12 protein-coding genes are annotated in these 12,649 nt (G+C 66.8%); 9 read left to right on the forward strand and 3 right to left on the reverse strand.

All coding sequences use genetic code 11. The features are described from left to right. The first annotated feature begins 43 nt into the window (after positions 1–43). Entirely contained in the window at positions 44–472 is a 429-nt protein-coding gene (locus F5544_RS17575; protein ID WP_203217579.1) for a pyridoxamine 5'-phosphate oxidase family protein, read from the forward strand. Between the two features lie 81 nt (positions 473–553). On the opposite strand, the gene F5544_RS17580 is transcribed toward F5544_RS17575, so the two are convergent. Then, a complete protein-coding gene (locus F5544_RS17580) occupies positions 554–1,006 on the reverse strand; it encodes a nitroreductase/quinone reductase family protein (protein ID WP_167474192.1) in 453 nt (150 codons plus the stop codon). A gap of 77 nt (positions 1,007–1,083) precedes the next feature. Between F5544_RS17580 and F5544_RS17585 the strand changes: the two genes are divergently transcribed. After that, complete coding sequence (locus F5544_RS17585; protein ID WP_342760420.1) at positions 1,084–1,668, forward strand: TetR/AcrR family transcriptional regulator; 585 nt, start codon at positions 1,084–1,086, stop codon at positions 1,666–1,668. A gap of 30 nt (positions 1,669–1,698) precedes the next feature. On the opposite strand, the gene F5544_RS17590 is transcribed toward F5544_RS17585, so the two are convergent. Then, positions 1,699–2,301: a methyltransferase domain-containing protein gene (locus F5544_RS17590; protein WP_167474193.1), complete on the reverse strand. Its 603-nt coding sequence runs from the start codon at positions 2,299–2,301 to the stop codon at positions 1,699–1,701. Between the two features lie 269 nt (positions 2,302–2,570). On the opposite strand from F5544_RS17590, the gene F5544_RS17595 reads away from it, so the two are divergent. The 7 genes from F5544_RS17595 to F5544_RS17625 all read left to right on the forward strand — a co-directional run bounded on the left by F5544_RS17595 (position 2,571) and on the right by F5544_RS17625 (position 11,725). Next, positions 2,571–3,944, forward strand: a complete 1,374-nt coding sequence (locus F5544_RS17595) for an MCE family protein (RefSeq protein WP_167474194.1) — start codon at positions 2,571–2,573, stop codon at positions 3,942–3,944. Further along, positions 3,941–4,969 carry an MCE family protein gene (locus F5544_RS17600; RefSeq protein WP_167474195.1) on the forward strand — a complete coding sequence of 343 codons (1,029 nt, stop codon included), beginning with the start codon at positions 3,941–3,943 and terminating at the stop codon, positions 4,967–4,969. The genes F5544_RS17595 and F5544_RS17600 overlap by 4 nt, the downstream gene beginning before the upstream one ends. After that, the gene (locus F5544_RS17605) at positions 4,957–5,958 is read left to right on the forward strand and encodes an MCE family protein (RefSeq protein ID WP_238847299.1); all 1,002 of its coding nucleotides are present in this window, start codon (positions 4,957–4,959) and stop codon (positions 5,956–5,958) included. The genes F5544_RS17600 and F5544_RS17605 overlap by 13 nt, the downstream gene beginning before the upstream one ends. After that, entirely contained in the window at positions 5,958–7,040 is a 1,083-nt protein-coding gene (locus tag F5544_RS17610) for an MCE family protein (RefSeq protein WP_167474196.1), read from the forward strand. Before F5544_RS17605 ends, F5544_RS17610 begins: the two co-directional genes overlap by 1 nt. Before the next feature lie 11 nt (positions 7,041–7,051). Further along, on the forward strand, positions 7,052–8,113 hold the full coding sequence (locus F5544_RS17615; RefSeq protein WP_167474197.1) for an MCE family protein: 1,062 nt from the start codon (positions 7,052–7,054) through the stop codon (positions 8,111–8,113). After that, positions 8,110–9,279: an MlaD family protein gene (locus F5544_RS17620; RefSeq protein ID WP_167474198.1), complete on the forward strand. Its 1,170-nt coding sequence runs from the start codon at positions 8,110–8,112 to the stop codon at positions 9,277–9,279. Before F5544_RS17615 ends, F5544_RS17620 begins: the two co-directional genes overlap by 4 nt. Before the next feature lie 178 nt (positions 9,280–9,457). Further along, entirely contained in the window at positions 9,458–11,725 is a 2,268-nt protein-coding gene (locus tag F5544_RS17625) for a glycoside hydrolase family 65 protein (protein WP_167474199.1), read from the forward strand. Here the strand turns inward: F5544_RS17625 and F5544_RS17630 are convergent. Further along, positions 11,722–12,621, reverse strand: coding sequence for an esterase/lipase family protein (locus F5544_RS17630; RefSeq protein ID WP_167474200.1), 900 nt, complete (start codon positions 12,619–12,621; stop codon positions 11,722–11,724). The two genes, F5544_RS17625 and F5544_RS17630, sit on opposite strands and share 4 nt — an antisense overlap. Positions 12,622–12,649: the final 28 nt, after the last annotated feature.

The following is a 12,649-nucleotide window of genomic DNA, read 5'->3' on the forward strand; positions in this document are numbered from 1 at the left end:
TTGACGCTGTCCTTGCGAAACGTGGTGCGGAATAATGTTATTCATGGCTGTCGAGGATGAGCGGCAGGCGCGTGAGTTACCGATCGTGGAATCGCTGCGGTTGCTCGGGACCGCTCGGTTCGGCCGGGTGGTCTTCGCGCGCTACGCCCTGCCCACCCTCCGGCCGGTCAACCACATCGTCGATGGTGGATGCGTGGTGATCAGAGCGCATCTCGGGACCGGCTTTTCGGCGGACCGGCAGGTGGTGGCGTACGAAGCGGACATGATCGATCACGAAACCCTGCTCGGCTGGTGCGTGATCGTCACCGGGCTCACCGAGGCGGTCACCGACGCCGCGGAATTGGAGCGCTATCGGCGTCTACTACCACTTGGAATATCCGGGGCGCAGGCCCGCATATTCCGCATCGAACCCGACATCGTCACCGGCATAAGTTATGTCGCGGATCGACGTGCGTCGGCCGGCCGCGGCTGAGGTGAGAATTCCTCCGCCGTAGGCGCTTCGGTATCGAGCGCGATGGAAGAAGCCGTCGGGCAATGGATTTGTCGTCGGCCTTCAGCTCGCGAGTTCGATGCGGACCAGGGTGGTGTGGGCGGCGGCCGCGTCGATATCGCCCGCATTCGGGCGTCCATCGGCGTCGCGGCGGACGCCGTAGTATTTCGAATCGCTCGGAAATGCCTGCAGAAAGCGGGCGAGGCCCTCGGTGACGATGGCGGAATCCCTTGTCGCCGTGGCATTTCCGCTCCAGTTCCGCCCGGCGATCCGCAATTCGACGGTGGCGCCGCCGCGCAGGTTGCGCCACCACCCGCCATCGGTGTAGCAGGTGATGACATCGCCCTCGCGCAGGTACCGGATCGGAATGACGTAGCGGGCGCCGGTTTTCCGGCCGGTGACGGTGAGCAGCATGATGCTGCGGCTGAGCATCGGGTGCAGCGGTGAGCGGAGAGTCTTTCGGACGAGCCAGTTCACGTAGCCGGGGACGGTGGGGAGGTTGACGGAGGAGGTCATGGCGAATCCTCTTATTGTGCGTGTGTGCAATAACGAAGGTACTCGTTGTTGTACGCGTGTCAAGTAACGTGTTGCGGATGGTACGACGACGGATGAGCCCGGAGCAGCGCCGCGGACAACTGCTCGATATCGGCGCGGCCCTCTTCGCCGAAATGCCTTACGAGGACGTGCTGATGGAGGAGGTCGCCGAGCGCGCCGGCGTCACCCGCGGCCTGATGTACCACTATTTTCCGACCAAGCGCGACTTCTATGCCGCGGTCTTCCGGCGGGCCAGCGACCGCCTGCTGTCCAGTACGGAACTCGACGACGATCGCTCGTTCGAGGAGATCTTCGCGTCCGGGCTGGACGCGCACATCCAATACTTCGTCGACCATCCCCGCGAGGCGTTGTCGGTGAATCGCGGTGCGCTGTCCGGTGATCCGGTGATCCAGGCGATCATCGCGGAGGAATTGACGACGGTCGGGCAGCGCATTCTCGACAAACTCGGGTTACAGAGCCACGCACGGGAATTGGCCGCGGTGGCGATACACGGGTGGTTGGTCTTCGTTCGGGCGGTGTGCGTGGAATGGATCGAATCGCGGACCATCACCCGAGACGAGTTGACCGCACTGTGCATGCGGGCATTTCGCGGAGCGATGGAACCGGTGCTGGGCGAGTGGTAGGCGTACCTCCGCATTCGCTCTGGGCGGGATTCACGCCGCCATCGGGAGAGCGCGGCCGACCAGCAGGATGGTCATCGGGGTCGGCGGCAGCAGGCGGGGGATCACGCGGTGCAGGCCGGAGGTGTCGAATGCCGCGTCGCGCAACGCTTCTCGGGTGCGGCGGTTCGGGTGGCAGCCGTCGGCGAGCGCCATCCACGGACGTTCCATGGCGTCCTGGGTGAAACCGATCGCGCGGTTGAGCAGACCGTCGTCGCCGGCGTGCACATGTTCGAGCACCAGGACTTGTCCGCCGGGCCGCAATACGCGCCGCACTTCCGCCAGCGCCGCCGCCATATCCCGAACGCTGCACAGCACCATCGGTAAGACGACGGTGTCGAATTCGGCGTCCGGAAACGGCAGGTTCTCCGCGTACGCGTCGTGGATTTCGAGCGCGATCCCGTGGCGGCGCGCCCGCGCCAGCGCGGTCGAGCGCATTATCGGGTTCGGTTCCACGGCGGCGATCGAGGTCACTTCTACCGGTAGATAGCCGATGTCGTGTCCGGGGCCCAGCCCGATGAACAGGACCCGGCCGCGCGCGTCGGCCAACAATTTCCGCCGGACCGGTCGCAGGAAGATGGGCTCCGCCACGGACATCCCCGCCGAGTACCACGTGCCGAAAAACGGGCTGCACATAACCGAAACGGTAGCGCATAACTGTCTGGCACAGTTCGGAATCGGTGCGGGACGGGCGGTCCGCGGCCATTCACCGAGTGATAGCTGGAACGGCGTGGCGGCCGGGCTGAGGCTCGGTGAATGGTTAGGATTCTCGCGAAATCGGCTGATCATCGGCGTCGAGAGGGGAGTTTGTTGCGGTGCGGCAGGCGCTGTTGCGTCACACTTGCTGATCCTGTGTCAGCTCGCCGGTGATCGATCAGACCGGGCGTGGTCCGACCGCGCGGCAACTGCTTATCGCGGGTGCCGCGGGGTTGGTGGCTTTCGCGCTCGCGCTCGGTTTCCTGATGGGCCGATACACCGGCTCTTTCGGATCGAAAATAGCCGTGGTCGCACAGCTGACGAATGTCGGCGACGGTCTGCCGCAGGGGTCCTCGGTCAAATTCCGCGGCATGCGGATCGGCGAGGTGACCGATGTTTCGGTCGCCGCGGTGGGCACGGAGCAATCGGTGCGCATCGAGCTGGATCCGGAATTCGCGGGCAAGATTCCGGCGAATGTGACGGCGCGGGTGGTGCCCGACAATCTGTTCGCGGTGGCCGGTGTCGAACTCGTATTCAACGGCGGCGATCGCGAATTCCTGCACGCGGGTTCGCGGATCGCGCAGGACCGCAGCGCGGGCACGATCACGCTGCAACACACCCTCACCTCGGTGCGCGGCGTGCTCGACAAGATCGATCCGATGCAATTCGGCCGGGTGCTCGGCACCCTTTCGTACGCGCTCGACGGCAGCGGCCGGATGCCCGGCTCGACGCTGGAGCGGGTGGATCGCTGGCTGCGCGAGGTGAGCGCCGCGACGCCCGACGTGCCGGGCCTACTCGACGATCTGGCGGCGTCCATGCACGCGTTGAATCAGTCGGCGCCGGATCTGATCGGCGTGCTGGCGAATTCGGTCGAATCGGCGCGCACCATCGCGGACCGGCGGGGGCAGCTGGTGGCGTTGCTCACCGGAAGTACCAGCACGGTGGGCACGGTGCAGGACCTGTTCGCGCGCAATCCCGATGTCGGCAAAGAGGTTACGGCGGGCACCAGCGATACCTTCGGCGGTCTCGCCGCCGACCCGGACGCGGTGACACAGGCCATCGCGAACCTGAACGATTCGACCCGCCGACTGAAGACCACCTTCACTTGGGGCCCACAGCACCAACAGGTTTGGAACGCGGGCATCAGCTTCACCCCGTGGGAGCCGAATACCGTCGCCGACTGTCCGCGCTACGGCGCGCTGACGGGTCCGAGTTGCGGAACCGCCCCTGCCGTCCCGGATTACGGCTACCTGCCCGAATCCATGCGCCCGCACCGGCTGGACGCGGCCGCCGGATTACCGCCGCCCGCACCTGTGGCGCCCGGAAATCCGTTGCCGCACAGTGGGCCCGACCCGTTCGCCGGAACACCGTTGCAGGGCCTGTTTCCGGCCGCGCTGGCGCAGCCGGGCGGCACGATCGCGCTCTCGGGTGATGCCGCGCAGATCGCGCTGCTCGGCCGACGGCCGAACACCGCCGAATACCTCCTGCTGGCAACGATTCTGCGTGGCGGGACCGTGCAAGTGAGCCCGGGGGAGGGGAAATGAGCATCCGGCGGCCGCTGATCGGCTTCGGTTTGTTCGCCGTTGTCTCGGTGCTGGTGACGGCGGTGATCTGGAATACGTTGGCGCGGCCGGTACGTGGGGCGACCGACACCTACACCGCGACCTTCACCGATGTGCTCGGGCTGCGCGAGGGTGACGACGTGCGCATGGCGGGCGTGCGGGTCGGGAAGGTGGATGGCATCGAGCTCGACGGCGCCGATCACGCGCGGGTGCGAATTCTGGTGCGGCGCGACAAGAAGTTGTACGGCAATACGAAAGCCCTTGTCCGCTACCAGAATCTGATCGGCCAGCGCTACATCGCACTCGAACCGGGCAAGGACGGCGATCCGGCGCCGCTGCCCGGCGGCGCCACGATCCCGCTGACCCGCACCGAACCGTCGTTCGAGGTGTCGGTGCTGCTCAACGGTTTCCGGCCACTGTTCCAGGTGCTGTCCCCGGATCAGGTGAACAACCTCTCGGAGACCTTGATCCAGGCGTTGCAGGGTGACGGAGTGTCGTTGAGCGCGTTCATCACCCAGGCCGCCGCGCTGGCCACCGACTTCCGGCAGCGCGACACGCTGCTCGGTGACGTGATCACCGAACTCTCCGGTGTGATGTCCGGATTGGCAAGGCGCGGAAGCGAATTGGAGACACTGGTGACCCAGACCAGGGCGCTGGTGAACGGGCTGTACGAACAGGGGCAGTCATTGCAGCGGTCGACAACGCGGATCGCCGAGGCCACCGGCTCGGTCGTCGCCATGCTTTCCCGGGTCCAGCCGCAGTTGGGACAGGCCCAGCGCGCTACCAGGGATGCGCTGGATCTGTTGCTGGCCAACGGTGAGCGACTGGACCGGACGGCGGTCGATCTGCCCGCGATCATGGCCGACGCGGGCCGATTCGCCGACGAGGGCACCTACACCAACGCCTACATGTGCCGCGTCGACATCACGCTGTGGGGTGTGCTTTTCCCGCGCGGCCTGATCTCGCAGATCGGCGGCCCGGCACAGTCGGCGGTGTGCCGTCCGTGACCGGCATCCTCGCCCGATTCGACGGGAACCGCAATCTGTGGATCGGCCTGCTGGGCGCGGTGCTGCTCGCGCTCATGCTCGCGGTGCCCCGCGGCTGCCAAATGCTCGGCGCCGGTGAGCAATCCATTCAGGCGGAGTTCGCGCAGGCGGCTGGGATCCGGGTGGGGGACGAGGTGGATGTGGCCGGCGTTGCGGTGGGCCGGGTTTCGGGGCTGCGGCTGGACGGCAGCTTCGTGACGGTCACCCTTCAGGTGGGCCGTGACGTGCGGCCCGGTCCGGACGCGAAGGCATCGATCCGGCTGGCCACCCTGCTCGGCCGTCGTTACGTCGATCTGCGTCCCGGCGACCACTCCGGCCTGCCGGGAAATCGGATTCCGCTGTCCAACACCGATGTTCCGTACAACCTCGCCGATGTGGTGCAGATCGGCACGCCGAAGTTCGCGGCGCTGGACACCGGCAAGCTGGTGACCACGCTGAACCTGCTCGACCAGCAGTTCGGCAGTTCACCCCAGCTGTTCGCGCAGGCGCTGGACAGCGTCGGCGCGCTCGCCGAGGTGATCGACAAGCGGCGCGGCGAGGTCGCGAACCTGCTCCAGGATCTGGACCGGGTGACGAAAATCCTTGGGGAGAACCGCAACAGCGTGCTGCTGGTGATCACCCAGGGCGATGCGATCGCCGCCAGGGTGATGGAGCGGGAGGGGTTGCTGCGGCAGCTGCTGGACAATATCGCCACGCTCACCCGGCAACTGCGCGATATCGGCGCCGACAACGACGACCAACTCGGCCCGACCATCGACCAACTGGACACCATGACCCAGGGCCTGCGGAAGAACAAGGAGAACCTGGACCGGCTGCTGTCGATCATGCCGCCCTCGGTCCGCTATCTCGCGAATGCCTGGGGCAACGGCAATTACGCCGAGGTGGCCTTCCCGTGGCTGTTCCCGGACAACTGGCTGTGCTTCGCGAACGTGATCGAGGGGTGCCGGTGATGATCAGGTGGGTCAGGGTACTCGGGGCCGGGTGTATCGCACTCGCCATGGGCGGCTGCTCGCTGGTGCCGGGCTCGGTGAACAGCGCGCTGGGCAATACGATTCGCATCACCGCCGATTTCGAGAGCGGCGCAGGCGTTTTCGAGGGCGACGAGGTCGATGTGCTCGGCATGCCGGTGGGCCGGGTCGAAAAGGTGGTGCCCAAGCCGACATTCGCCGAAGTGCACCTCTCGATCGACCGGAACGTGAAGATCGCGCACGACGTGGTCGCCGCGATCGTCTCGCCGTCGGTGGTGACCGATCGGCACATCGAGCTGACACCCGCGTACACCGGCGGCGAAACCCTCGCGGCCGGAACGCATCTCCCGACGGCCAGGACCAGGACGCCGGTCGAGATCGATGCCCTGATCAAAACCATCGATCAGTTCGCCGCGGCGCTGAAGCCGGAGCCGGGCACCGAGGTCGGTGTGCTGTCGGGCCGGGTGCTGTATCCGATGCTGAACGGGAACGGTGCGAAGCTGCGGGACACGCTGAACGCGCTGTCCGGTGCGCTGAAGGTCGGCGTGGACAACAAGGACGCGGTGGCCACCATCATCGTGCAGCTGAACGAGCTCACCACGGTGCTCGCCGAAAACGACGAATCCGTACGGGATTTCAGCAATCGGACCACCCAGCTGTCCGGGTTGCTCGCCGATCAGGCGCCGGGCCTGCAGGCGACGCTGGAGCAGATCAACGGCTTCCTGGTGAACACCAGCTCGCTGCTGAGCAAGTACCAGGACAGGCTGATCGACACCGTGCACCGGCTGACCGAGGTGACGGATCAGCTGCGCGCCAACGCGTTCGGCGTCACCGAGATCGTCGATGTGGCGCCGATGCTGCTGCAGAGCATCGATCGGTCGATGAACCGGCAGTACGGCTACATCAGGTTGCACGCGCTGCTCGGCACCGCGCTGTCCGGCGAGCAGATCGCCGTGATCTGCCAACGGCTGCAGATGCGTGCGGACGGCTGCCGCACCGGCCGGGTCGCCGATCTCGGACCGGATTTCGGTATCACCGCCGCGCTGCTGGGGTTGACGAAGTGAGGCGGGCTGGTATGCCGCTGATCGCGGCGGCGGTCCTGGCCACGACCGCGGGCTGCGGGGTCACGGTGGAGCGATTGCCCTTGCCGTCCAAGGGAATGTTCGAAGCCACCTACCCGATACACGCGATCTTCGCGAATGTGCTCAACCTGCCGGATCAGGCGAAGGTGAAGGTCGGCGGTTCGGATGTCGGGGTGGTCTCGCACATCGATGTCGACAATTATCGGGCGGAGGTCGAGCTCGATATCCGCAAGGATATCGAATTACCAAGGGGCACAACGGCACAGCTGCGGCAGGCGACGCCGCTCGGCGATGTGTTCATCGCGCTCGCCGAACCGAACGCGGCTCCGGACGGTCCGAAACTGCGCGCGGGCGACACCCTGCCGATCGAGCAGACCTCCGCGGGCGCCACCGTCGAGGAATTGCTGGTTTCGGTATCGCTGCTGTTCAACGGCGGCGGCATCGCCGATATCGCGCAGCTGACCGACGAATTGGACGCGGCGGTCGGCGGCCGCGCCGACGAATTGTCCTATCTGATCACCAAAACGACGAGCACCTTCACCACCCTGCACGACAACAGCTCCCGAATCGACGGCGCGCTGGCCGGATTCGACGCGCTCACCGCCACCATCGAGGCGAATCACGCCGAACTCGGGCAGGTCGCCGAGACCTTGCCGCCGCTGCTCGGCACGATCGCCGAAAACAACAGGGCGCTGGGGGAATTACTCGCGAAGGTGGCGACCGTCAGTGCGGCGCTCGGTGATTACGCCGACTCCTCGACCGAACAGTTGCGCGGGCTGCTGGACAACACCCGAAAGCTGATGTCCGCCTTGGCCGCCACCGGTGACACCTTCGGCGCGCTGCAGGACGCCTTCCACGAGATCCGGCCGTATGTCGATGCCACCTTCCGCGGCAGCGCGCTCGCGCCGTACGCGAATATCCAGTACCTCGATATCGGGCTGCTGACGGCCCCCGGCACCAGCAAATTCTTCGATCTGACCGATATGGCGGATTTCGTCGGCAGCCTGATGCAGGTGCTGCAGATCATCACCGCCCGGCTGACGGGGCCGCGATGAAAACCCTTGTGCGGCACCGGCTGCTGCTGGCGAACCTGAGCCTGGTGCTGGTGTTGCTCGTTGGCGGCGGATATCTGCTGGTTTCGGTGATGCGGGTGAATCCGCTGCGCTCGACCTACACCGTCACGGTGCTGCTCGACGCGTCGGGCGGCCTGCAGTCGGGCGGTGATGCCACCATGCGCGGGGTACGGGTCGGCGATGTCGCGAAGGTCGACGTGGTCGATGCCGGGAATTCGATTGCCGCAGAGGTGAGGATCGACGCGAAATACCGGATTCCGGTCGACACGGATGTCGCCGTCGCCCGATTGTCCGCGGCGGGCGAGCAGTACCTGGATTTTCGTCCGGCGCACGACGCCGGGCCGTACCTCGACGACGGGGCTGTGGTGCCGTTCGATCCGCGGCGGGTGCACACGCCGACGCCGGTGTGGTCGCTGCTCGACAATGTCAGCGCACTCATCACCCAGCTCGACCCGGAGAAGATCGGGGTGATACTCGGCGAGCTGGATACCGCGCTGAGCGGCGGCCCGGATCAGCTGCGGCACACGGTCGATGGGCTCAGCCTGGCCGCCGCCGGTCTGGACAATCTGCTGCCGCAGACCACGAATCTGATCACCGACCTGCGCACCATCGCCGCGACCACCAAGCACGCTCAACCGGATCTGACCACCCTGACCCGTAATTCGGGCGTGCTGGTCGATCAGCTGAATCGAGCCAATGCCGAACTGCGCACCGTATTGGACAGCGCGCCAGGACAATTGACCGAGCTCGGTGCGGTACTCGACCGCAGTGCCGACCCGATCACCGGCCTGCTCACGAACCTCTCGGCCATCGTCAGGGCGGCGCAGCTGCGGAATTCCGCGCTGCGGGCGCTGTTCCCGTCCTTGGCGCTCGGCGGTGCGGCGCTGGGTGTTCCGGCGCACGAGAACGAATTCCACGCCATCTTCGATATCTGGCTGCGGCCGTACTGCCAGTACCGGTCGACGCCGATCAAATCCGAGGTGGTTCAGGACGGCACCCTGCCGAAGTGGAATTACTGCGATTTCCCGCCGCCGGGACAACAAATTCGCGGCGCGGCCAACGCTCCCCGGCCGGATGTGCCGAACAACGGCGCGAATATGCCGCCCGATGTCGACCCAGACGAGCGCACCCTGCCGCCGGTGCGCTGAATTGCACAACCGGTAGTTTCCCCGGCTTCCGGACGAGCTGTTTGTGTTGGCACCATCACGTGCGTGCCTGTCGGGGATCAGGTCCGCCGGTCGATAGTGTGTCAGCCGGGGCTGTGGTGTGGATGGAATACGCTCGTCGAGAGGACACTCGCGGATGGCATCGGCCCGGGGATCGCGGATGCGGTACGGCATCGTGCGCATGGCACTGGTCCTGCTCACCATCGTCATGTTGCCGTCGGCCTATCTGGCCCGGCCGGTTCGCGCCGAGACCGATGATTCCGGCCAGTGGGCGGCCACGTCGGATACGTTCGCGCCGCAGGACTTCCGGGCGGCCCCGTATCTCGGCAACGGCCGGATCGGAACCATGCTGCCGCCGAGCGGCGGCGGCTACCAGGGCTACGGCGACGACGTGCGCACGGCATTTCCCTTGCAGGAACCTAGGTACACAGGCACCTATCTCGCGGGTTTCTATGCGCGCTCGCAACTTTCGTGGAACAACACCCAGGTGATCGCGGCGCTGCCCGCGTGGTCCGGCTTCACCGTCGAGGCGGCGGGGCAGGCCTATCGACCGGATACGGACCCGGCCACGGTCCGGGATTACCGGCAGACCATGGATTTTCGCGCCGCGAAAGCGACCACCCTGGCGACCTGGACGCCGGACGCTGATCATCCGGTGGAGTTGACATACGAAACCTTCGTCTCGCGTGCGCGTCCCGATCTGGCGGTGCAGAAAGTGACTGTGCGCCCGCACTTCTCGGGCCCGCTCACGGTGACCGACCTGATCGATCGGGCGGCCGCCCGCCGCGCGTCGGTGATCACCGCGGCCGCCGATCCCGGTCTCGGCCGGACCGTGGTCGGGGTGCGCGCGGACGGCACCGACGACACCGCGTACCTGGTCTCCGCGGTGGACGCACCGGCGGGTGCCGCCGGATCCGCGCTGCCCGGCGGCGACGGCATCGCCTATACGCTCGACGTGCGCGACGGCGGCAGCTATGGCTTCGTCAAATACGTCGGCATCTCCTCCGACGACTACGGTCCCGACCCCCGCGCCGCCGCGACGGCCGCCGCCGAAGCGGGCCGCGCCGCTGGTTTCGACGCGGTCGGCACCGAGCATGTCGCGGCGTGGGATGCGCTGTGGCGGCCCGCGATTCGGATCGCGGGCCGCGACGATTACGGCCGCTGGGTGCGCACCGCCCTGTATTCGGTACTGGCCAGCGTGCGGGCGGGGGACCGGTGGTCGGTGCAGCCCGCGGGTCTTTCCTCGGACGACTATGGCGGGCTCACCTTCTGGGATGCCGAAACCTGGATCTTCCCAACGCTTCTCGCGCTGTATCCGGAGCTGGCGCGCACCGTCGTCGAATTCCGGGTCGCGGCTTTGCCCGCGGCACAGGCGAACGCGCACGCCTACGGTCTGCCCGGCGCGCTGTATCCGTGGGATGAGGGCCCGGGCCAGCGCTGCGCGTCACCCGCGGTGTGCGGCCTGGTGGAAGAGCATCTGCACAACGAAATCGTGCTGGCGCAGTGGCAGTACTATCTCGCGACCGGTGACGAGCAGTGGCTGCGCGCCGACGGCGCACCGGTGATCGCCGCGATCGCCGACTACCTCACCGCCAGGGTCGGCCCGAAACTGCCGGACGGCAAATACCATTACGCGCCGGTCGGTGGCGCCGACGAATACGTCGCGACCTCGGTCGACAACGCCCTCACCAACGGCGGTGTCATGAACACCATGCGAATCGCGAGGCGCGCGGCGCAATTGGCGGGTCTGCCGGTGGATCCGCGGTGGGCCGATATCGAGGCGAATATGGCGATGCCGCCGGATATCGTGCCCGGTGTGCCCGCCGAATACCTCGGCTACGCGGGCGCGCCGATCAAGCAGGCCGACACGGTGCTGCTCAGCTATCCGTTCTCCTATGCGGGGCAAGGCTATTCGCCGGTCGATACGTTGCACTACTACTTCGACCGGACCGATCCGGGCGGCCCGAATATGAGCAACAGCGTCGGCGCGATCCTGAGCGCGCAATACGATCCGTGCCGCACCCAGGAATTCCTGGATCAGGGCGCACAGCCATATGTGCGCCCGCCCTACGGTTTTCAGTCCGAGGCGCGCGGTGACCGCTCCGGTGCGAACGCCCAAGGACAGTCGGCGTGGATCTTCGTCACCGGCTCGGCGGGCTTCCTGCAAGGTCTGCTCTACGGCCCGACCGGCCTGCGCTGGACCGATTCCGGTCCGCGCCTGGACCCCATGCTGCCCAGCGGTTTTCGCGACGGCATGACGGTGCGCGGCCTGGCCGTCGGCGACGGCAGGCTCACGGTGCGCATCGAAAAGTCCACCACCACGGTCACCGTGACCGACGGCGGCCCGGTCACCCTCGAAACCCCGTTGGGCCGCAAGACGATCGGCAAGGGCGACGAACTGCGCCTACCGACCCGGCCATCCTGCTAGGGGCAGGGGTTGCCCTCGAAGGAGGGATCGAGGGCGCGCTCGACGATGTAGGCGACGGTTGGTGAATTGGGCAGGGTGGCGTGTAGGTAGGGGTCGGCGGGGCAGAGGTCCTGGACCATCACGTTGTGCACTGTCGCGCCGGGGCCCGCATGGAGGAATGTCTCCTCCGGCGGCCGCGATACGTCGTCGAGGCGGCTGGCGATCGCCGTGTAGTCGATGCCGGGCACGGTTTCGCCGTCGTCGTTGAGCTGGTGCAGGAATTCGCTGCCGACCAGCTGCTGCACTATCGCGACGCCGAGCAGCGGCGCGGCCATATGCTCCGGGCTCTGCGGGGTGTCGACGCGATTGGCGTTGACGAGTCCCTGGTACGAGGTGCCGTGATTCGATCCGACCAGGGTGATGAGGTGGCCGACCCGGTCGCCGCCACCGTCGAACCGCACATACTGCCGGGACACCACCGCACCCTGCGAATGGCCGACGAGCGCGACCTTCGCCGCCCCGGTCGCGGCCCGCACCCGCTCGACGAACGCGCCGACCTCCCGTGCCGATGCCCGGATATCGCCGGTCGCGTACTGGCCGGGAATCGACCCGAACAAACTTGTGGCGTCTCGGCCGTAGTTCAGCGAGAAGACGCAGTAGCCAACGGCTTTCAGCCGCGGCGCGAGCACGTCCCAGGCGTTCTGGTTGTCCCAGGTTCCGTGGACGAGCACCACGGGCTCCGGATGTGCGGCGCTCGGTGCGCAGCTCCAATCGTTCGCTCCGGGCGGCGCAACGCTGCCGTCGGGGTTCTTGCCGAACGGCGCCGCGGCCGCATTCGGGGCCAGGGAGCCGAAAAGCGCTGAGCAGCACAGAAAACCGCTGAGCGCGGCGGCGAACCACCGCTTCGAACCGGCCATCGGGCTTCCTTTCGTCCGAATCGATTGG

The organism is Nocardia arthritidis, assembly GCF_011801145.1.
Taxonomy (GTDB): Bacteria; Actinomycetota; Actinomycetes; order Mycobacteriales; family Mycobacteriaceae; genus Nocardia; species Nocardia arthritidis_A.